The organism is Streptomyces albus subsp. albus (genome assembly GCF_000719865.1).
GTDB lineage: Bacteria > Actinomycetota > Actinomycetes > Streptomycetales > Streptomycetaceae > Streptomyces > Streptomyces albus_E.
In genome coordinates this window covers 152,040-172,063 of the sequence record NZ_JOID01000015.1, presented here as the reverse complement: position 1 = coordinate 172,063, position 20,024 = coordinate 152,040, and the positions used below count along the sequence as shown (strand labels likewise).

General features: G+C 74.4%; 18 protein-coding genes. 8 read left to right on the top strand and 10 right to left on the bottom strand.

The features are described from left to right. Positions 1 to 38: 38 nt before the first annotated feature. Entirely contained in the window at positions 39 to 650 is a 612-nt protein-coding gene (locus tag IF83_RS0116695; RefSeq protein WP_030544991.1) for a DNA-3-methyladenine glycosylase I, read from the bottom strand. After that, positions 647 to 1,354, bottom strand: coding sequence for a DivIVA domain-containing protein (locus IF83_RS35665; protein WP_078843542.1), 708 nt, complete (start codon positions 1,352 to 1,354; stop codon positions 647 to 649). Before IF83_RS35665 ends, IF83_RS0116695 begins: the two co-directional genes overlap by 4 nt. Before the next feature lie 304 nt (positions 1,355 to 1,658). Here IF83_RS35665 and folP point away from each other — a divergent pair, with 304 nt between their 5' ends. Next, positions 1,659 to 2,519, top strand: a complete 861-nt coding sequence (folP, locus tag IF83_RS0116685; protein WP_030544989.1) for a dihydropteroate synthase — start codon at positions 1,659 to 1,661, stop codon at positions 2,517 to 2,519. Between the two features lie 66 nt (positions 2,520 to 2,585). Here folP and IF83_RS0116680 read toward each other — a convergent pair whose 3' ends face one another. Both IF83_RS0116680 and dapE read right to left on the bottom strand, forming a co-directional pair. Next, positions 2,586 to 3,350, bottom strand: coding sequence for an LOG family protein (locus tag IF83_RS0116680; RefSeq protein ID WP_051722834.1), 765 nt, complete (start codon positions 3,348 to 3,350; stop codon positions 2,586 to 2,588). A 97-nt stretch (positions 3,351 to 3,447) separates the two neighbouring features. After that, positions 3,448 to 4,527, bottom strand: a complete 1,080-nt coding sequence (gene dapE, locus IF83_RS0116675) for a succinyl-diaminopimelate desuccinylase (protein WP_030544987.1) — start codon at positions 4,525 to 4,527, stop codon at positions 3,448 to 3,450. A 105-nt stretch (positions 4,528 to 4,632) separates the two neighbouring features. Here dapE and IF83_RS0116670 point away from each other — a divergent pair, with 105 nt between their 5' ends. Then, complete coding sequence (locus IF83_RS0116670) at positions 4,633 to 5,577, top strand: hypothetical protein (protein ID WP_030544986.1); 945 nt, start codon at positions 4,633 to 4,635, stop codon at positions 5,575 to 5,577. A gap of 295 nt (positions 5,578 to 5,872) precedes the next feature. Further along, entirely contained in the window at positions 5,873 to 6,424 is a 552-nt protein-coding gene (locus IF83_RS0116665) for an ATP-binding protein (RefSeq protein ID WP_244177110.1), read from the top strand. A 161-nt stretch (positions 6,425 to 6,585) separates the two neighbouring features. On the opposite strand, the gene dapC is transcribed toward IF83_RS0116665, so the two are convergent. Then, a complete protein-coding gene (gene dapC, locus IF83_RS0116660; protein WP_030544984.1) occupies positions 6,586 to 7,683 on the bottom strand; it encodes a succinyldiaminopimelate transaminase in 1,098 nt (365 codons plus the stop codon). Positions 7,684 to 7,840: 157 nt separating this feature from the next. Continuing rightward, positions 7,841 to 8,161 (bottom strand): ferredoxin, encoded by a 321-nt coding sequence (fdxA, locus tag IF83_RS0116655; protein WP_019710198.1) that lies wholly within the window; start codon positions 8,159 to 8,161, stop codon positions 7,841 to 7,843. A 139-nt stretch (positions 8,162 to 8,300) separates the two neighbouring features. Here fdxA and IF83_RS0116650 point away from each other — a divergent pair, with 139 nt between their 5' ends. Together IF83_RS0116650 and IF83_RS0116645 are read left to right on the top strand one after the other, a co-directional pair. Further along, positions 8,301 to 9,323, top strand: a complete 1,023-nt coding sequence (locus IF83_RS0116650) for a GNAT family N-acetyltransferase (RefSeq protein WP_030544983.1) — start codon at positions 8,301 to 8,303, stop codon at positions 9,321 to 9,323. A gap of 14 nt (positions 9,324 to 9,337) precedes the next feature. Continuing rightward, positions 9,338 to 10,237 carry a transglutaminase family protein gene (locus tag IF83_RS0116645; protein WP_051722833.1) on the top strand — a complete coding sequence of 300 codons (900 nt, stop codon included), beginning with the start codon at positions 9,338 to 9,340 and terminating at the stop codon, positions 10,235 to 10,237. Between the two features lie 175 nt (positions 10,238 to 10,412). On the opposite strand, the gene IF83_RS0116640 is transcribed toward IF83_RS0116645, so the two are convergent. The 4 genes from IF83_RS0116640 to IF83_RS0116625 form a co-directional block, all read right to left on the bottom strand. Next, positions 10,413 to 12,518 carry a peptidoglycan binding domain-containing protein gene (locus IF83_RS0116640; RefSeq protein WP_030544981.1) on the bottom strand — a complete coding sequence of 702 codons (2,106 nt, stop codon included), beginning with the start codon at positions 12,516 to 12,518 and terminating at the stop codon, positions 10,413 to 10,415. A 205-nt stretch (positions 12,519 to 12,723) separates the two neighbouring features. Beyond that, on the bottom strand, positions 12,724 to 13,092 hold the full coding sequence (locus IF83_RS0116635) for a DUF6113 family protein (RefSeq protein ID WP_037680220.1): 369 nt from the start codon (positions 13,090 to 13,092) through the stop codon (positions 12,724 to 12,726). Continuing rightward, positions 13,089 to 14,039 carry an N-acetyl-1-D-myo-inositol-2-amino-2-deoxy-alpha-D-glucopyranoside deacetylase gene (gene mshB, locus IF83_RS0116630; protein ID WP_244177099.1) on the bottom strand — a complete coding sequence of 317 codons (951 nt, stop codon included), beginning with the start codon at positions 14,037 to 14,039 and terminating at the stop codon, positions 13,089 to 13,091. The genes IF83_RS0116635 and mshB overlap by 4 nt, the downstream gene beginning before the upstream one ends. 36 nt (positions 14,040 to 14,075) lie before the next feature. Then, positions 14,076 to 14,270 carry a hypothetical protein gene (locus tag IF83_RS0116625; RefSeq protein WP_019710204.1) on the bottom strand — a complete coding sequence of 65 codons (195 nt, stop codon included), beginning with the start codon at positions 14,268 to 14,270 and terminating at the stop codon, positions 14,076 to 14,078. Positions 14,271 to 14,591: 321 nt separating this feature from the next. Here IF83_RS0116625 and IF83_RS0116620 point away from each other — a divergent pair, with 321 nt between their 5' ends. From IF83_RS0116620 to IF83_RS0116610, 3 genes are all read left to right on the top strand, one after another. Beyond that, a complete protein-coding gene (locus IF83_RS0116620; protein WP_030544978.1) occupies positions 14,592 to 16,715 on the top strand; it encodes a prolyl oligopeptidase family serine peptidase in 2,124 nt (707 codons plus the stop codon). Positions 16,716 to 17,064: 349 nt separating this feature from the next. Continuing rightward, positions 17,065 to 18,123: an ABC transporter permease gene (locus tag IF83_RS0116615; protein WP_078843538.1), complete on the top strand. Its 1,059-nt coding sequence runs from the start codon at positions 17,065 to 17,067 to the stop codon at positions 18,121 to 18,123. Between the two features lie 72 nt (positions 18,124 to 18,195). Beyond that, entirely contained in the window at positions 18,196 to 19,989 is a 1,794-nt protein-coding gene (locus IF83_RS0116610) for an ABC transporter substrate-binding protein (protein WP_030544976.1), read from the top strand. The last annotated feature ends 35 nt before the right edge of the window (positions 19,990 to 20,024 follow it).

Sequence of the window (20,024 nt, the reverse complement as noted above, 5' to 3'; positions counted from 1 at the left end):
GGCCGGGTCGTCCGGGCGGGCCGGGCCGGGCCCCGCGGTCAGGTCCGGCCGTCCGCCCGGGCGCAGCACCCGGCGAGATGGTCGTTCACGAGCCCGCAGGCCTGCATCAGGGCGTAGGCCGTGGTGGGCCCGACGAAGCGGAAGCCGCGCTTCTTGAGCTCCTTCGCCAGCGCCGTCGACTCGCCGGTCGTGGCCGGCACCTCGGCGAGCGTGCGCGGGGCCGGGCCGGCGGCGGGCGCGTACGACCAGATGAGCTCGTCGAGCTCGCCCTTCTCCCAGCCCGCGGCCACCCGGGCGTTGGCCACCGTCGCCTCGATCTTGGCGCGGTTGCGGATGATCCGGGTATCGCCGAGCAGCCGCTCCACGTCCTCGCCGGTGAAGGCGGCGACGTCGGGGATCGAGAAGCCCTTGAAGGCCGCGCGGAAGCCCTCCCGGCGGCGGAGGATCGTCAGCCAGGACAGCCCGGACTGGAACGCCTCCAGGCACAGCCGTTCGAAGAGGGCGTCGTCGCCGTGGACCGGCCGGCCCCACTCGCCGTCGTGGTAGGCCACGTACTCCTCGGCGGAGAGACCCCAGGGACAGCGGAGCAGGCCGTCCGGGCCGGGGAGCGGCGCGCCCGCCGGTACCGGTTCGGCGGCCGGGCCGGTCACGCGGACCGCCCGCCGCCGGGCGCCGGACGGGCGCCGGAGCCCGTGACGCCGGAGTCCGCGGAGCCGGAATCCCGGGCACCGGAGTCCGTGGCGTCATCGGCCGCGGCCGCGCCGGGCGTTCCCTCGCCGCCGGCGGCCCCGTCACCGGCCTCGTCCCCGCCCGGGTTTCCGTCACCGGCGGCCGTGCCGGTCCCGGCGGAGACGGCCGGGGCCGGGGAGGGGGCCGGTTCCGGGGACGGGTCGCCGGAGGGGCCGGCGGACGCTTCCCCACCGGCCTCCGTGCCGTCTCCCACCGCGCCACCGTCCGCCGCGCCGTCGCCCACCGCGCCACCGTCCGCCGCGCGGCCGTTCGCAGCCGGCTGCTCCCCGGCGTCCTCGCGGAAGAGGTCCGGGGCGCCGTAGACGGCCGCCCGGGCACCCGTCAGCGCCGTCTCCAGTTCGGCGATCCGGGCGTCCCGCTCGGCCATTTCGGCCCCGAGCCGGTCGAGCACGTCGTCGACGTCGTCCATGCGGTAGCCGCGCACGACCACCGGGAAGCGCACCGCCTCGATGTCGGCGCGGCCGACGGGGCGCGAGAGGGGCAGCGGATCGGCGAGCCGGTCCGGCCCGGCCTCCGGCAGCGCCGCGCCGTCGTCGCCGCCGACCACGGCGAGCGTGACCGCCGCGACCACCACGACCAGCGCGATGAGCATGAACCAGAACACGACCGTCTCCCCGGGTGCTTCGGCAGGGTCTGAGGGGACGATGGTGCCACGCTCCGCCGGGCGCCGGGCAACCGGCCGGGTGCGGGCACGCTCCGGCGGGCGGTCCCGAGGGGCTAGGGTCTCTCTGGCCCTTCGCGCCGGATCAGGCCGTATCGCGGGGCGGCGCGGACCCGGCGGGAACGACCGGACGGGCCCCCGAACCCGTCACACGGTCCGTACGGAGAGCCGGAGGGGCCCGCCGGACAGTTGTCCCGGGCCGGAAGACGGTCCCACCGCCCACCGGGCGGCCGGAGGAGGTTACGTGGTGCTGCGGCTGGGGAAGCGCGAGTTCGGTGAGCACGAGCCGGTGGTCATGGCCATCGTCAACCGCACCCCGGACTCCTTCTACGACCAGGGCTCCACCTTCCGGGACGAGCCCGCCCTGGCCCGCGTGGAACAGGCGATCGCCGAGGGTGCCGCCATCGTGGACATAGGCGGTGTCAAGGCCGGCCCCGGCGAGGAGGTCACGGCCGAGGAGGAGGCGCGGCGCACGGTCGGCTTCGTCGCCGAGGTGCGGCGGCGCCACCCCGAGGTGGTGATCAGCGTCGACACCTGGCGGCACGAGGTCGCGGAGGCGGTCTGCGAGGCGGGCGCCGATCTGCTCAACGACGCCTGGGGCGGGGTCGATCCGCAGCTCGCCGCGGTCGCGGCCCGGTACGGGGCCGGCCTGGTCTGCACCCACGCGGGCGGCGCCGAGCCGCGCACCCGGCCGCACCGGGTGGCGTACGAGGACGTGATGGCCGACATCCTCCGGGTGACCCTGGGCCTGGCCGAACGGGCGGTCGAGCAGGGCGTGCGCCGCGACGGCATCCTCATCGACCCGGGCCACGACTTCGGCAAGAACACCCGGCACTCCCTGGAGGCCACCCGCCGGCTCGGCGAGATGACGGCCACCGGCTGGCCGGTGCTGGTCTCCCTGTCGAACAAGGACTTCGTCGGGGAAACCCTCGACCGGCCGGTCAAGCAGCGGCTGACGGGCACACTCGCGACGACCGCGGTCTCGGCCTGGCTCGGGGCCCGGGTCTACCGGGTGCACGAGGTGGCCGAGACCCGGCAGGTGCTCGACATGGTCGCGTCCATCGCGGGCCACCGCCCACCGGCCGTGGCCCGCCGCGGCCTGGCCTGAACGGACCGGCCCGAACGGACGCCCCGGCTCCGGACGTCCCCGGCCTCCCGGAGGGGGGAGACCGGGCTACGCCTGCCCGGTCTCCTTGCTGACCAGGCTCACGGCCTCGTCCACGTCGTCCGTCAGGTGGAAGAGGTCCAGGTCGTGCTGCGCCGCCTTGCCGGTGCCGATCAGCATGTTCTCCACCCAGTCCACCAGGCCCCGCCAGTAGGACGTGCCGAACAGGACGATCGGGAAGCGGGTGACCTTGCGCGTCTGCACGAGCGTGAGCGCCTCGAACAGCTCGTCGAGCGTGCCCAGTCCGCCGGGCAGCACCACGAACCCCCGCGCGTACTTCACGAACATCGTCTTGCGGACGAAGAAGTAGCGGAAGTTCACGCCGATGTCGACGTAGTTGTTCATCCCCTGCTCAAAGGGGAGTTCGATCCCGAGGCCGACCGAGATGCCGTTCGCCTCGTAGGCGCCCTTGTTCGCCGCCTCCATCGTGCCGGGCCCGCCGCCGGTGATCACGGCGAAGCCGGCCTCGGCCAGGGCCCTGCCGATCCTGACGCCGTTCTCGTAGTCCTCCGAGCCGACCGGCGTGCGGGCCGAGCCGAAGACGCTGATGGCCGGGCCGAGTTCGGCGAGCGTGCCGAAGCCCTCGACGAACTCGGACTGGATGCGCATCACCCGCCACGGGTCCTGGTGCACCCATTCCACGGGCCCCGGCTGCGTGTCCAGCAGCCGCTGGTCGGTAGTGGTCCGCTGGACCTGGCCCCGCCGCCGTGTCACCGGCCCCAAATGCTGCTCCCGGCGGGCTTCTTCCCGGGCCTCTCCCTCGGCACTGGTCACGGGCCGCTCCTTCCGAAACACCGCCTCCCGCGTCGTCCGGCGACGGGAGGATCTTCGCCGATCAGCGTATGCCCCGGCAGGTTGCCGCAAAGGCACATCAGGCTGTCAGCCAGGCGCACAGCCGTTCCTCGCAGTGGTTGATCAGCGAGGCGAGCACGCGTTCGTCCCGCTTGTGGGCCAGCAGCGGGGCCCCGGGGCCGTAGTTGACGGCGGGCACGCCCAGCGCCGTGAAACGGGAGACGTCGGTCCAGCCGAACTTGGGCAGCGCCCGGCCGCCGACGGCCGCCATGAACGCCGCCGCGGCGGGGTGGGAGAGGCCGGGCAGGGCGCCGCCGGTGTGGTCGTCGATCACGAACTCGGCCACGCCGCAGTCCGCGAAGACCTCCCGGACGTGCTGTTCCGCCTCCTGCTCCGTACGGTCGGGCGCGTAGCGGAAGTTGACGGTGACCGTGCAGTTGTCCGGGATGACGTTGGTGGCCACCCCGCCCTCGATGCCCACCGCGTTCAGCCCCTCGCGGTACTCCAGTCCGTCGATGACCACCCGGCGCGGCTCGTACGAGGCCAGCCGGCTCAGGATCGGCGAGGCGGCGTGGATGGCGTTGGAGCCCATCCAGGCGCGGGCCGAGTGCGCCCGCTCCCCGGTGGTGCGCAGATGGACCCGGAGCGTGCCCTGGCAGCCGCCCTCGACCTGCCCGTCCGTGGGCTCCAGCAGGACGGCGAAGTCCCCCTCCAGCCAGTCCGGGTGGGCCTCGGCCACATGGCCGAGGCCGTTGAGCTCGGCGGCGACCTCCTCGTTGTCGTAGAAGACGAAGGTCAGATCGCGGTTGGGCGCCGGCACCGTGGCGGCGACGCGCAGCTGCACGGCGAGCCCGGACTTCATGTCGCAGGTCCCGCAGCCCCAGAGGTAGCCGTCCTCGTCCAGCCGGGAGGGCACGTTGTCCGCGATGGGCACGGTGTCGAGGTGGCCGGCGAGCACCACCCGCTCCGCCCGCCCCAGCCGCGTCCGGGCGACGACGTTGTTGCCGTAGCGGTCCACGGTGAGGTGCGGCAGGGCGCGCAGCGCCGTCTCGACCGCGTCGGCCAGCGGCTTCTCCCGGCCGCTGACGGACGGGATGTCCACGAGGGCGGCGGTGAGGGCGGCGGCGTCCAGGGACAGATCGAGCACGTGTGGGTCCATGACGGCGACCCTAACCCGTCCGCGGGGACGCCCCTCCGGGCGCCCGGACCCCGTCCTTCCGGGCACGCGCCCCGGTCTCCCCGGCCGCCCGGTACCGTGTGCGGCGTGTCCAGCCGAACCACTTCCGTCCGCCGCCGGCGTCTTGTGCGCGCACTCGTGGCGTGCACCGTGCTGGTTGCCCTGGCCGGGTATCTGGCGGTGCACTTCCAGACCTCCGGACCGGGTTCCCCGCGCTGTGTCGTCAGGGCCGCCGGACAGGACGGCGACCGCTACGAGATCGAACCCCAGCAGGCGGTGAACGCCGCCACCATCGCGGCCGTCGGCTCGGCCCGCCGGCTCCCGGAGCGGGCGGTCACCATCGCGCTGGCCACCGCGATGCAGGAGTCCGGGCTGCGCAACATCCGCTACGGCGACCGGGATTCGCTCGGCCTCTTCCAGCAGCGGCCCACCCAGGGCTGGGGCACCCCCGAGCAGATCATGGACCCGGTCTACTCGGCCGGGGCGTTCTACGACCATCTGGTGAAGGTCCCCGGCTACTCCCGGCTGCCGCTGACCGTGGCCGCCCAGGAGGTGCAGCGCAGCGGGTTCCCGCAGGCGTACGCCAAGCACGAGCCGGACGCCGCGCTGCTCACCTCGGCGCTCACCGGCCGCGCGGAGGCGTCGCTGAGCTGCGCTCCGGGCGCGCAGGAGCAGCCGGGCGACCCGGTCCGGGTGCAGGAGAAGCTCCGGCGGGACTTCGGCAAGGACGTGCTGGCGGGGACGGAGGGCGCCGGCCGGGTCGGCGGGGCCGGGAAGAGCGGGCCGTCCGGTCCGGTGGTGAGCGTTCCGGTGCCGGATAGGGAACAGGGCGGTCCGGAGCGGCGCGGCTGGGAGCTGGCCCACTGGGCGGTGGCCCACTCCCGCGAGCTGCGCATCGCACAGGTCTCCTACGCGGGCCGGGTGTGGAGCGCCTCGAACTCCGGCAACGACTGGCGCCCGGAGACGCCCGGCATCTCGGCGGAGGAGCGGAAGCGGGCCGCGGCAGCCGTCGTCATCACCACCGTCCAGTAGTACGGCGGGTCACCCGGCGGAGGGAGCGGGCCGCGGCCCTGCGGACGGCGGCGGCCGGGCCCGGGAACGGCCTCCGCGCCCCCGCTCCCCTTGCGCGACCTGGGCACGGATGGTTCCGCGCACCGTGCCCGGCCGCCGCCCCGAGGCCGTCGCGCCGCCTTTCCGGAGCGCGGCGCATTGCCAAGCTTTTACTCCGGCCCGCCGCAACCTTCCCGCTCCTCACGCGGTAGTCACTGCGTCCGCCCGGCGGACAACTCCCCTGGAATCATCAGCTTTTCCCCGCCAAAGGAGCACCATGTCCCTCCCCCTCACGCGTCGGATCGCCCGGGCCGCGCTGCTGGTCGCAGCGGGCGCGGCTCCCCTCGTCGGCGCGGCCGGCCCGGCGCAGGCCGGCGGCCCGCCCCAGTCCACCGGCCTCGGCGGGTTGAGCAACCTCGACAGCGCGTCCCTCGGGGACACCCTCGACGGCACCGTGCGGCAGGCCCCGGCCGGGGCCCCCGAGGCCGCCGGAACCACCGCGGAGAGCCCCCTCCCGGCCGCCGGCGCACTGCTCGGCCCGGCCCCCCGCACCGGTGCCCCGGCCGTGGAGAGGACCGTCACCGGCACCGGGGAGCTCGCCGGAACCCTCGCCGGGAGCGCCGCCGACGCCCGCACCGGCGCGCTGCCGGTACAGGATTCCGCGCGGGGTCTCGCCGCACCGGGCGGCCTTCCGGCCCTGCCGGAGAGCATTCCGGCGACCGAGGACATCCGGACGCCCGCCGCCCCGGAGACGGCCCCCGACCTCTCCGGAGCCGCGGAGACGGCCCGCGCGCTGACGGCGGACGGGCCTGCGCGGCTGGGCGTCTGACGGTGACGGCCGCTCCCCGGCGGGGGCGGCCGGAACTCCCCCGCGGCCCACGGGCCGTCAACGGTACGGACGGGAACGCCCGGCCGGGGCATCCCCGGCCGGGCGTTCCGGCGTTCTCCGGTTCCGGCGGCCCTGCGGCGGGGCGGCCGTCCGCAGGGCGGTCAGCCGCGCAGGCGTTCCACGGCGGCCGCGACGCGCTCGTCGCTCGCCGTCAGCGCCACCCGGACGAAGCGTTCTCCGGCCGGGCCGTAGAAGTCGCCCGGGGCCACCAGGATGCCCCGCTTGGCGAGGTCGGCCACGGTGTCCCAGCAGGGCTCGTCGCGGGTCGACCAGAGGTAGAGGCTCGCCTCGCTGTGCTCGATCCGGAAACCCGCCACCTCCAGCGCACCGCGCAGGGCCGTGCGCCGCGCGAGGTACCGGGCGCGCTGCTCCGCCACGTGCTCGTCGTCGGCGAGGGCCGCGACCGTCGCCGCCTGGACCGGGGCGGGCACCATCATCCCGCCGTGCTTGCGGATCCTCAGCAGCTCGCCCAGCACCGCCGCGTCCCCGGCGATGAACGCCGACCGGTAGCCGGCGAGGTTGGAGCGCTTGGAGAGCGAGTGCACCGCGACGACGCCGTCGAAGCTGCCGCCGCACACGTCCGGGTGGAGCACGGAGACCGGGTCGGCCTCCCAGCCCAGCTCCAGATAGCACTCGTCGCTGACGACCAGCACGCCGTGCTCCCGGGCCCAGGCCACGGCGGTGCGCAGCTCGTCCTTGGACAGGACCCGGCCGGTCGGGTTCGACGGGGAGTTGAGCCACAGGATGCGCAGGCCCTCCGGCGCGACCTCCGCCGGCTCGTCGTAGACGACGGGTTCGGCGCCCGAGAGCCGCGCCCCGACCTCGTACGTCGGGTAGGCCAGCCGCGGGAAGGCGACGCGGTCGCCCGGGCCCAGGCCGAGCTGGGTGGGCAGCCAGGCCACCAGTTCCTTGGAGCCGACGACCGGCAGGACGTTGGTGTGCTCCACGCCCCGCGCGCCGAGCCGCCGTCCGACCCAGCCCACCAGGGCGTCGCGGAGCGCGACGGTGCCCCACACGGTCGGATAGCCGGGGCTGTCCGCCGCGGCGGTGAGCGCCTCGCGGATCACCCCGGGGACCGGATCCACGGGGGTGCCGACCGACAGGTCCACCAAGCCGCCGGGGTGCGCGGCGGCGGACGCTCGGTACGGTTCGAGGCGGTCCCAGGGGAAGACGGGAAGCCGGTCGGAGACTCCGGGCACGGTGCTCACTTCTCTCGGGCGTTCGGGGCGGCCGGGCTGCGGCTCGGGCGCGCGTCCGGAACGGGACGGGGGCGGCGTCCCGCCGCCCGCCCGAAGACCGCGGTCCCGTACGGCGGAGTGCCGTACGGGACCGGGACGCGCTGTCCGGCTCCGCCGGTTACTGGTTCTGCGGCGGGAGCGCGGCGATGAGCGGGTGGTCGCGCTCGATCAGGCCGAGCTTGGAGGCACCGCCGGGCGAGCCCAGCTCGTCGAAGAACTCGACGTTCGCCTTGTAGTAGTCCTTCCACTCCTCCGGGGTGTCGTCCTCGTAGAAGATCGCCTCGACCGGGCAGACCGGCTCGCAGGCGCCGCAGTCGACGCACTCGTCGGGGTGGATGTACAAGGACCGGGAGCCCTCGTAAATGCAGTCGACGGGGCACTCCTCGATGCACGCCTTGTCCTTGACGTCGACACAAGGCTGCGCGATGACGTAGGTCACGCTGTCGTTCCTCCTCGGTAGGGCGGGCGGAGCGGTTGTCGTCTCCGCCGCATGGCGCGCGGGAGCGCGGCGTCGTCGATGCCCGCAACTAGTATCTCCGTTCCGGGGCACCAGTCGAACAGGAGGGGCGGGCACAGCTGTGGATTTCACCACCGGCGGACGCCTCACGGTCCGGATCACCGCCGCTGACGTGGGCAAAAGGGTATCGGTGCGGCGGTGGAGCGAGCCCGGAGCGCCGGGCGGGCGGTTCACCGACGCGGTCGGTGTGCTCACATCCTGGGACGGGGGTGTGCTGTGTCTCACACGCCGGAACGGCGAGATCGTCCGCATCCCGGAATCCGCGCTGGCCGCCGGAAAGGTGGTGCCGGCGGCGCCCGCCCGGCGGCGGGGCCCGGCCGCCTCCGCGGCCGAGCTGAGCCGGGTCGCGGCCCGCGCCTGGCCGCCCGCCGTGAGCGAGCCGCTGGGCGGCTGGACCCTGCGGGCCTCGGGCGGCTTCACCCGGCGCGCCAACTCCGTGCTGCCACTGGGCGATCCGGGGGTCCCGCTGGACGAGGCGCTGCGCCGGGTGGTCCGGTGGTACGCCGGGCGGGGCCTGCCCGCGTACGTCCAGGTGACCACCGGCGCCGGGGACGGCCAGGAGGAGCTGGCCGCCGCCCTCGCCGGCCGCGGCTGGATCCGGGAGGTCTCCGCGGAGGTGCGGATCGCGGCGCTCGCCCCGGTCGCGGAGGCCGGAGCCGCCGCGGGGCCCGTGCGGCTGGCCCGCTCCCTCGACGCCGCCTGGCTCCGGCGCTACCGGCGGTTCGCCGATGACGCCCCGGAGGTGCGGCGGGTCCTGTGCGGCGGGCCGTCCGTCTGGTTCGCCGCCGTCCCGGCGGACGGGCAGCCGGACGCGGCCGCCACCGCGGCCATCGGACGGTGCGTGGTGGACGGCCGCTGGGCGGGTTTCTCGGCGGTGGAGACGGCCCCGGAGCACCGGCGGCGGGGCCTGGCGTCCGCCGTGATGGCCGCGCTCGCCGCCCGCGCCCTGGAGGAGGGCGCCTCGGCCGCGTACCTCCAGGTCGAGACGGAGAACGGGCCCGCTCGCACGTTCTACGACCGGCTCGGCTTCGCCGTCCACCACACGTATCACCACTGGCGCGCGCCGGACGACGGCGGCAACTGAGGAACAGGACTCCCATGCCGGACAGGCCGGACACCCCGGACGCACACGACTCCCGCGGCGCGGACGGCGCCGGCGACCGGGCGGAGATCCGGCGCCGGTTCGCCGCCGAGGCCCGCGCGGAGCGGCCCGACCTCGCCCTGCTGTGCCTGCTGATCGCCGCGGAGGCCGATCCGTCGCTGGGCGAGCAGGGCATCGACGCGGCCCAGATCGAGCTGGACCGGCTCGCCGGGGAGCTGCCGTACGCGCCCGGCGGCGGCCCCGCGGGCTGGGCGCGCGCGGTCGGCGCGCTGCTCGGCGGGCGCTGCGGATTCGGCGGCTCCCGGGAGGACTACGGCGCTCTGGAGTCCTCACTGCTGCCGGAGGTGCTGCGGCGGCGGCGCGGGCTGCCGATCCTGCTGTCCGTCGTCTGGATCGAGGTGGCCCGGCGGGCCGGCGCTCCGGTGTACGGGGTGGCCCTGCCCGGTCACTTCGTCGTCGGCTTCGGCGACCCGGCCGGGACGGGCGCGGACGGCCGGGTGCTGGCCGACCCCTTCGACGGCGGCCGGCTGCTGAGCGAGGCCGACACCGGGCTGCTGGTGTCGGAGGCGACCGGGGAGCCGCTCACCCCGTCGATGCTCACCCCGGCCGCGCCGCTGGACATCGTCCGGCGCGTCCTCGGCAACATCCGGGCCTGGGCCGCCGCCCGGCCGGAGCGCGGCGACGTCCGGCTGTGGGCGGTCGAGCTCTCCCTGCTGCTGCCCCACCATCCCGCGCGGCTGCGCCGGGAGCACGGGCACCTGCTCGTCGGGCGCGGTGACTTCCTGACCGGCGCGGCCGAGCTGGAGACCTACGCGGAGGTGGCCGAGGCGGTGGATCCCCAGGAGGCGCGGGAGGTTCGGCAGCAGGCCCGCGCGGCCCGGGCGATGCTCAACTGACGCACCAAAAGCGGCCCGTGGGATCCGGGCGGGTGGGCAGACGGGCGGGCAGACGGACGGCGGCGCGGGCGGACGGCTGCCCCGCGCGGCCCCGCACCCCGTCCGGCGCCCCCGGAAGACGCCTCCGGCCCGGTGCGCGCGCCGCGCACCGGGCCGGAGGAAACACCGGTTCCCGTTACTCCGGGGTGGTGTCGATGGTGACCGTGCGCCCGGCCGGGTCGGTGGACCGGAGCGCCTCGCGGAGCGCGCCGGCCACGTCCTGCGGGCCGACCGGGGTCTTCGAGCCGTTGCCGCGCTCGATGAGGACGCCGTCGAACACCCCGCCGTACAGGGACTTGAGCACCTTCAGGTCGTAGGTGTCCACCAGCTTGCCGTTGACGGCCTTCATGGAGAGGAACTTCGGCAGCGAGTTCTCCGGGCTGAAGGAGATGGTGCGCGCCGCGTCCGTCCGCACGGTGACCAGCCCGGACATCGCGGGCTCGGCGAACTCCTTCATCGCCTTGTCGATCTCCGCCTGGCTCACGGCGGGCTGCCGTACGGTGCTGGGCAGTTCGACGGCCGCGCTCGCGCCGGTCTCGGTGCGGTTCCGGTAGGCCTCGGAGAGCGCGCTGACGCCCTTGTTGACGTCGACGGCGCGGTGCGGCTTGCCCGGGACGGGCACGGCCTTGCCCGCCTCGAACCGGATCATGCCGTCCTGCTCGGCGCCGCCCTCCCCGGCCAGCGAGTCCAGCGCGGCGCGCAGCTTCTCCCGGTCCGTGACGATCTCGGGCTCGGCCTCACGGGAGCCGCCGAAGAGCGAACCGATCACGGAGACCGGGTTGTAGTCGCGCCCGGCCGCCTGCCGGACGCTGGCCTCGATATCGACGTCCAAGCCGACCACGGAGGGCTTGAGTTCGTGCTGCTCCCCGGCCACGCGGACGGTCAGCGGGGCGTCGACGCGCCGGCCGAGCCCCTGGTCGAGCCGGTCTTCGGCCTCCTGCCGGGAGATGCCGCCGATGTCGACTCCGGCGACGGTGGTGCCCTTCGGGACCTCGGCGTGGTCGAGCAGCAGCCCGGCCGCGTAGGCGACGCCGAGCGCAGCGACGACCCCGGCGGCGGCCAGGACGAGCTTGGACCGGCCCTTCTTCCGCGCGGCGGGCGCCGGGGAGCCGGCGCCGGGCGGCGCCGGCGGGCGGGGGGCCCCGGCGTCGTCCGCGGGCAGGGTCGGGAAGGGGGACTCACCGGCCGGCGGCACCGCCTGGATACCGCTGACCAGCGTGTCGCTGGAGACCCGATCCCCCGGCCCGCCGAAGGGGTCCGGCGCGAAGCCGTGGTCGCCGCCGAAGGGCGGGGGCGCGGCCGGGTCCTGCATCGGTCCGGGCGCGGCGGGGGGCGGGAAGCCGCCGCCGTACGCGGGGGACGGCGGCCCGGAGCGCTGCGCGCCGTCCTTGCCCGCCGGTGCCCCCGGGCCGCCCTGGCCGCCCTGGCCGCCCTGGCCGCCCGGAACACCCTGGCCGCCCTGGCCGCCCGGCTGCTGCCGGAAGGCCGGTGGCAGCAGCGGCATGTCGCCCTCGGCGGGGCCGCCGGTCGGCCCGTTGGGGCCGGGGGCCGGGCCGACGCGGGTGCCGTAGGCCGGGGTGGAGGTGGGATCGGCGTCCCGGCCGGGAGGCGGGCCACCGGCGGCGGGCCGTCCTCCGGGCGCCGCGGGACCGCCGGGGGCAGCGGGACCGCCGGGCGCCGTACCGCTCGCGCCGCCGCCCGGACCGGAACCGCCCGGGCCGCCGGCACCGCCCGAGGCCGGGCCCCCCGGAATCGGGGTGCCCGAGGTGGGGGTCGGGGTCTTGCGGGGCGCGAACCAGTCGCTCGCCCGCTCGCCGCCGCCCTGGCCGCCACCGGGCGCCGCCGGGTTCTTCTTCGGCTCCTCCTGCCCGCCGCCCGCCGCGGAGGCGGAGGCGGAAGCGGAGGGCTGCCGCTCACCGGCGGGCTTGGCCTGGCCCGGCACGCCGGGCTTGATCCCGGACGACCGGTCCTCGACGGGCTTGCGCATGACGACCGGGGGGATCGGCCGGGACCCGGGGATGTTGATTCTGATCCGGGTGGTCAGCGTCGTCTCGGTCCTCGGCTGCTCATCCGGCTCGGAGGGCTGCCCGGCGTCGGCCGCCTCGGGTGCGTCCGGCGCGTCCTGCGGGGGGTGCAGCGACGGATAGCGGCGCGTCCCGTAGGGCGGGGTGCCCGAGGGGTACGACGCGGCCCCGCCGTGACCCTGGGGCCCGGAGGACGTGGTGTCAGATTCACGGCTCAAAGCTGGTTCTCCCGGTTGGCTCCGCCGCCCGTAGTACTCGCACTGGGCTCCCCCCGTGCCGGAGGCCGCGGGCGGGGGTTCTCCCTGCCGTAGGGCAGGGGAGCTCGGCGGCGCTACCACCATACTGGCCGATGCCCGCGCTCATACCGCGGCCGTCGCATCGGCGGCCCGGGCGGGGAGCCCGCGCTCCCCGCCCGCCGGCGCGTCAGCCGCCAAGTGCCTTGGCCCCGGGGGCCGGTGGGGACAGCGTGGGCAGAGTGGTGCAGATCACAGCGGTCAACATCCCGCCCAGCAGGTAGAGATACGAGCCCACACCCGACCCGAACAGGAAGTCGCCCTCCGGACGGGACGTGGTCAGCGCCATCACGGCGAGCAGCCATCCGCCGGCCGCCGCGCCCGGGCCGATCCGGGTGCCGGTGGCCCGCAGGCCGCCGTAGCAGAGGGCGCCGATGGCCAGCACCGCCAGCAGCAACCCCGCCGGGAACCAGGCGCCTTGGACGACGGCGCCCGCCGCGCCGGTCAGGGCACCGAGCGCCGCGAGAACGGCGTACGCGGCGAGGCGCCCGGCGCTCACCGGCCCCGCCCGGCGTCCGGAATGCCCGCGAACAGGTCGGTCTCGGGCGGTTCGCCCGCCGGCGGTCCGTCCACCGCCGGGCCCTGCACCAGGCGGTAGTACTCGGTGGCCAGCAGTGGCTGCGCGAGGTTGTTCGACAGGGCGAAGCAGTCCTCGCCGTCCGGGACGGCGATCTGGGTGGCGTGCGCCCGCAGGGCCGCCGTCTTCCGCCCGGCCCACTTGCCGCCGTCGACGACCGTCGTCACCTGCTCCGGCTCCACGACCCCGGGAAGGTCCTCCACGCCGGCGACGCCCGGGAACGGCCGGGCGGGGGCGGACCGCAGCGCCGTCAGCCGCTCCTCCACCACCGGCCGCGGCAGGCAGTTCCAGTAGATCTTCCGGATGGTGTGCGGCTCGCCGAGGTCGCGGCGGTAGGCCCGCTCGGAGGCGAGAGCGGCGGCCCGCATGGCGACGCGGTGCGCCTGGATGTGGTCCGGATGGCCGTAGCCGCCGTCCGGGTCATAGGTGACCATGACCTGCGGGCGGATCTCCCGCATCACCTCGACGAGATGCGCGGCGGCCTCGTCCGTGTCGGCCCGCCAGAAGGCCCGCGGCCGGTGGTTCTGCGGAAGGCCCATCATGCCGGAGTCGCGGTAGCGGCCTTGCCCGCCGAGGAACCGGTGGTCGGTGACGCCGAGTTCGGCCATCGCGGCCGCGAGTTCCCCCGCCCGGTGCGGGCCGAGGGCGTCGTCCCGGTCGGCGGTCAGGTCCGCGAGCCCGGGCGGGATGACCTCGCCCTCCTCGCCCAGGGTGCAGGTCACGAGCGTGACATGCACCCCTTCGGAGGCGTACTTGGCCATGGTCGCGCCGTTGTTGATCGTCTCGTCGTCCGGGTGCGCGTGCACCAGCAGCAGACGGCGGGCGGGCATCGTCGCCCGGCCACGGCCTGGAGAGGGCAGGTCAGTCATGCGCTACAGCGTACGAGCGAAAACGGCGCCGGGCCGTCAGAACTTCAGCCCCCCGATCATCCCGGCGACGTTGTTGGTCAGCTCACTGATGGTCGGGGCCACCGAGGAACTGGCCAGGTAGAAGCCCAACAGCATGCAGACCACCGCATGTCCGGCCTTCAGCCCGGATTTCCGGACCAGCAGGAAGACGATGATCGCCAGCAGCACCACCACCGAAATCGAGAGTGCCACGGCGGTTCACCTCCAAGGTATGTGCGGTCGGGGCGACGAGGGGTAACACCCGGGCGCCACAGTGTGGTTACCCATGATGCGCCACAGATCATAACGATCCGTTCCTGCGCACGAGCGGGTGCATCGCAGCAGAGAAGGGGCGCACGGACCGGGCGCCCCGAAGATCCACCGGGCGTACGCCGGAGCACGCCCGGCGGCCGGCCGGAAAGCGCGCGGAGGCCGCGCGGAGCCCTCGCCGAACCCGCGCGGAGGCGGGTTGGCGGCGGTGCGGTGGCGGTGCGGGGACTCGGCCGGGCGGGGCCCGGCGCATAGGGTCTCCCCATGGACGGACAGCTCTCGTTTCCGCGGCAGCATGCCAGAACCCAGCGCTTCAGCCTGGGCGCGCCGCGCTCCTTCACCGTGTCGCCCGACGGCTCCCGCCTCGTCTTCCTGCGGTCCCGCTCCGGCACCGACCGGGCGAACCTGCTGTGGGTGCACGATCTGGGCGAGGGGACGGAACGGATCGCGGCCGATCCCGCGGTGCTGCTCGGCGGCGGCGAGGAGCGGCTGTCCCCGGAGGAGCGGGCGCGCCGGGAGCGGAGCCGGGAGGGGTCGGCGGGGGTCGTCGGCTACGCGGTCGACGCGGCCGTCGAGCTGGCCGCCTTCGCGCTCTCCGGGCGGCTGTTCGCGGCCGAACTGCGCGCCGGGACCGCGCGGGAGCTCCCGGTGGCGGGCCCGGTGGTCGATCCCCGCCCCTCGCCGGACGGCCGCCACATCGCCTGGGTGGCCCGCGGCGCCCTGTACGTCGCCGCCGCCGACGGCTCGGACGCCCGGGCGCTGGCGGAGCCGGAGCACGAGCGGATCACCCACGGGCTGGCGGAGTTCGTCGCCGCCGAGGAGATGGACCGCTCCCGGGGCTTCTGGTGGTCGCCGGAGAGCGACCGGCTGCTGGTGGCGCGGGTGGACGAGACGCCGGTGCGCCGCTGGTGGATCGCCGACCCGGCGCGGCCGGGCCGGGAGCCGGCCGAGGTGGCGTATCCGGCCGCCGGTACGGAGAACGCGGAGGTGACGCTCGCCTTCACCGGTCTCGACGGCTCGCGCGTGCCGGTGGAATGGGACCGGGAGCGCTATCCGTATCTGGCGCGCGTGCACTGGTCCGCGGCCGGGCCGCCGCTGCTGCTGGTGCAGGCCCGCGACCAGCGCTCCCAGCTGTATCTCGCGGCCGACCCGGAGACCGGTGCCACCCGGCTGCTGCACGCGGACGAGGACCCGGTCTGGCTCGATCTCTTCCCGGGGGTCCCGGTGTGGACGCCGGACGGCCGGCTGGTGCGGATCGCGGACGAGGGCGGCGCGCGGGTGCTGATGGTGGGCGACCGCCCGCTGACCGGGCCTCAGCTGCACATCCGCGCGGTGCTCGACGTCACCGCGGACGACGTACTGGTGACGGCTTCCGCCGGGCCGGAGGCGGCGGCGCCGGAGACCGGTGAGATCCATGTGCACCGGGTCAGCGAGCTCGGCGTGGAGCGGATCTCGGAGGGCCCCGGGGTGCACTCGGCGGTCCGTTCGGGCGCGGTGACGGTCCTGGCGTCGGCCACGCTCGACCACAGCGGTGCGGCGGTGCGGCTGCTGCGGGACGGCAGTCCCGCCGGGACGGTCATGTCGCTGGCGGAGCAGCCGGTGCTGACCGCCCATGTGCGGCTGGCCGAGGCCGGGGAGCGCCGGATCCCGTGCGCCGTGCTGCTGCCCACCGGCTACCGGGAGGGTGACGGGCCGCTGCCGGTGCTGATGGACCCGTACGGCGGTCCGCACGGCCAGCGGGTCCTCGCCGCCCACAACGCGTATCTGACCTCGCAGTGGTTCGCCGACCAGGGCTTCGCGGTGGTCGTCGCCGACGGCCGCGGCAGCCCGGGCCGCTCACCGGCCTGGGAGAAGGCGATCGCGCACGACTTCGCGGGCGTCACGCTCGACGACCAGGTGGAGGCGCTGCACGGGCTGGCCGGGAGCTTCCCGCTGGATCTGGGGCGGGTGGCGATCCGCGGCTGGTCCTACGGCGGCTATCTGGCGGCGCTCGCGGTGCTGCGCCGCCCGGACGTCTTCCACGCCGGCGTCGCCGGGGCGCCCGTCACCGACTGGCGGCTCTACGACACCCACTACACCGAGCGCTATCTCGGCCACCCCGCCGAGCGGCCGGAGGTGTACGACGCCAACTCGCTGGTCACCGGGGAGGGCGGGCTCTCCGGGGCGGCCGGGCAGCACCGGCCGCTGATGGTGGTCCACGGTCTGGCGGACGACAACGTGGTGGCGGCGCACACCCTGCGGCTCTCCTCCGCGCTGCTGGCGGACGGGCGTCCGCACGAGGTGCTGCCGCTCTCCGGCGTGACGCACATGACCCCGCAGGAGCAGGTGGCGGAGAATCTGCTGCTGCTCCAGGCCGGCTTCCTGCGCCGCTCGCTGGGCCTGGTCTGACCGTGCCCCGGCCGGGGCGGTCCAACGGACCGCCCCGGCCGGTTCTACGGCACCCGCACGGCCGTACGCCGTTCAGCCTGCCGCCTTCGGATATCGGGCTTGCTTCCGGCAAGTTGCCCCGGTGTTAACGCGCCTGACGGCGTTTCCGGGAATGTCCGGCGCCGCGCGGCACCGTCAAGCACACGGCGACCTCAGTATGCGAAACCTTTTCCCAAGATGCGGGGGCGGCGCCTTTTGGTGCCGGGCGCCCTCTTGACTGGGCGGGGGCGCCGCTGCAAAGTCGCGATCACGTCAGGAAATCGGTACAGACCAGTTCGACGACGGACGTGATCAGCGGGGGCCCAGCGCGATGACGAGCTTATCGAAGCCCGCGGCGGCGGGCGCGACCGGTGCGGATGATTCCTTATCCGGCGGACCGGCCGGATCCGGCGGCGACCGGGCGCCGGATGTCCCGGGTGTCCCGGGTGTACCGGGCGGCCGCTCCCCCGGCCGGTTGATGTGGCGGCGCTTCCGCCGCGACCGCGCCGGGACGATCTCCGCCGGTGTGGTGCTGTTCTTCTTCGCCGCGGGCCTGCTCGCGCCGGTGATCTCCCACTTCTACGGCAAGGACCCGTACACCCGCTACGGGCAGCAGCGCGACGGGCTGCTCAATGAGTTCGGCTATCCGATCGCGCCGAACGGCGGCATCTCCGGGGAATTCTGGTTCGGTATCGAACCGATTCTGGGCCGCGACGTCTTCACCCAGCTCCTCTACGGCATCCGCACGTCGCTGCTGGTCGCCGTGGCCGTGACGGCGCTGGCCACGCTGACCGCGATCGTGCTGGGGGTGGCGGCCGGCTATCTGGGCGGCCGCGCCGACTTCCTCATCGGCCGCACCATCGACCTGCTGATGGCCTTTCCCAACCAGCTGTTCTTCGTCGCCTTCATGCCGATCGTGGTCGCCCTGTTCGTGGCCGACACCGATGAGACGCCGACCTGGGTCCGGGCGGTGGCGATGGTGCTCGTGCTCTGGTTCCTGGGCTGGATGAGCCTGGCGAGAATTCTGCGCGGCACGGTGCTGTCGTTGCGGGAGCGGGAGTTCGTGGAGGCGGCCCGGGTGAGCGGTGCCTCCCCGTGGCGGATCATCCGCCGGGAACTGCTCCCCAATGTGGTCACCCCGATTCTGGTGCAGAGCACGCTGATGCTGCCGAATTTCGTGACCGCGGCCGCCGGGCTCTCCTTTCTCGGCGTCGGATTCATCGAACCCACTCCGGACTGGGGCCGGATGTTCGCCACCGGCGCCCAGGTCTTCGAGAACGACTTCACCTACATGTTCTTCCCGGGCGGCGCGATGGTGATCTTCATCGTCGCCTTCAACCTGCTCGGGGATTCGGTCCGGGACGCGTTCGACCCCAAGACCCGGCACTGATCCGGGCCCGGCGGCGTACACCGGGCGGCGAACCACAGGCCACCACTCAAGGACGGGCAGGTGCGACAGGCCATGAGCAGGATTCGGGCACGCGGAGGGCGCGCCGCCGTGGTGGCGCTGGCGGCGGGGGCGCTGCTGCTCTCCGGCTGCAGCGAGGGCGGCGGAGGCGGCGGGAAGGACGGAGGGGAGAAGGACAAGGGCGCCACCGCGCAGGCCCCCGTGCCCTTCGCCGACGCCAAGGCGTCGGCCGGGCCGGCGGAACCGATCGCGGGGGCCGAGCCGGGCGGCACGATACGGGTGCTGGCGCGGGACAGCTTCGCGCATCTGGACCCGGCGCAGATCTACGTCTCCGACGAGGGCAAGCTCGCCGCGCTGATCCACCGCCGGCTGACCACCGTCAAGATGGACAACGAGGGCGAGTACTCGGTCGTCGGCGATCTCGCCACCGACAGCGGCACGCGCTCGGACGACGGGAAGACCTGGACGTACACCCTCAAGGACGGCATCCGCTTCGAGGACGGCTCACCGATCACCTCCCGGGACGTCCGGCACAGCTTCGAGCGGCTGTTCGCCGACTTCGTCACGGAGGGCCCGACCTTCGTCCAGTCCTGGATGGCGGACGACCCGGAGTACCGCGATCTGCTCCCGGGCGGCCCGTACAAGGGGAAGCACCTGCCGGACTCGGTCCTGGAGACCCCGGACGACAAGACGGTGGTCTTCCACTTCGCGAAGCCGCAGAACGACCTGCCGTACGCGCTGGGCATGCCCGGCTACGGGGTGGTGTCCGAGGAGAAGGACACCAAGGAGAAGTACGACAAGGACCCGCTGGCCTCCGGCCCGTACAAGATCCAGTCGTTCAAGCCCGGCAAGTCCATGACGCTGGTGCGCAACGCCGAGTGGGACCCGGACACGGACGCCTCGCGGCACCAGTACCCGGAGAAGTTCGAGATCACCTTCAACCACCAGTACGAGGACTCCAGTAAGCGCATCCTCTCCGACACCGGGGAGAACCAGCGGGCCACCAGCTTCAACAACTCGGTGGACGCGAGCACTCTCCCGCAGGTGCTGCGCGACGAGGAGGCCAAGAAGCGCACCATCTCCGGCTATCAGTCCTATGTCGCCATGTACGCCATCAACATGGACCGGATCAAGGACCACCGGGTCCGGCAGGCCATCGCCCACGCCCTGCCGCTGCGGGCGATCCTGGCCCCGTACGGCGGCTCGGCGGCCGGTGAGCTCGCGGGCGGCGTCATCAGCCCCCTGCTGCCCGGCTACCAGAAGGGCTACGACCCCTTCGGCAAGCTGGCGAAGCCGAACGGCGACCCGGCGAAGGCGCGGGAGCTGCTGAAGGAGTCCGGCAAGGAGAACATGAAGCTGGTCTTCGCCTTCCGCAACGACAACGAGAGCCAGCAAGAGGCGGTCGCCGTCACGGACGCCCTGCGCGAGGCCGGTTTCGACGTGCAGCGCAAGGAGCTGCCGACCGACACCTTCTACGACCGGGTCGGCAAGGTCGACAACGGCTATGACCTCTACCGCAACAACTGGGGCCACGACTGGGTGAGTTCGTCGACGGTGATCCCGCCGCTGTTCGACGGCAGGAAGATCGCCGACGGCTCGGCCAACTACGCGCACGTGAACGACAAGAAGATCAACTCGGAGATCGACCGGATCTCGGCCATCGCCGACCCGGAGAAGGCCGCCGAGGAGTGGTTCGAACTCGGCAAGTACATCGTCGAGGAGGTCACCCCGGTGGTCCCGGCGTACTACTACAAGCAGGTGCAGATCAGCGGTTCGAAGATCGGCGGCGCGGTCTACAACAACGACCTCAGCGGTCTCGACCCGAACAAGCTCTATCTGAAGAAGTGACGTCCCCCGGTGCGCGGGAGGCGCGTGCGGCGCGG

What these genes read in the sequence shown, in the direction of transcription:
- dapE (WP_030544987.1), bottom strand. Translation starts at nt 4,527, where the DNA reads ATGGACCCACACGTGCTCGATCTGTCCCTGGACGCCGCCGCCCTCACC.
- IF83_RS0116665 (WP_244177110.1), top strand. Translation starts at nt 5,873, where the DNA reads ATGTCCCTCCCCCTCACGCGTCGGATCGCCCGGGCCGCGCTGCTGGTC.
- IF83_RS0116645 (WP_051722833.1), top strand. Translation starts at nt 9,338, where the DNA reads ATGCCGGACAGGCCGGACACCCCGGACGCACACGACTCCCGCGGCGCG.
- mshB (WP_244177099.1), bottom strand. Translation starts at nt 14,039, where the DNA reads ATGACTGACCTGCCCTCTCCAGGCCGTGGCCGGGCGACGATGCCCGCC.
- IF83_RS0116620 (WP_030544978.1), top strand. Translation starts at nt 14,592, where the DNA reads ATGGACGGACAGCTCTCGTTTCCGCGGCAGCATGCCAGAACCCAGCGC.
- IF83_RS0116615 (WP_078843538.1), top strand. Translation starts at nt 17,065, where the DNA reads ATGACGAGCTTATCGAAGCCCGCGGCGGCGGGCGCGACCGGTGCGGAT.
- IF83_RS0116610 (WP_030544976.1), top strand. Translation starts at nt 18,196, where the DNA reads ATGAGCAGGATTCGGGCACGCGGAGGGCGCGCCGCCGTGGTGGCGCTG.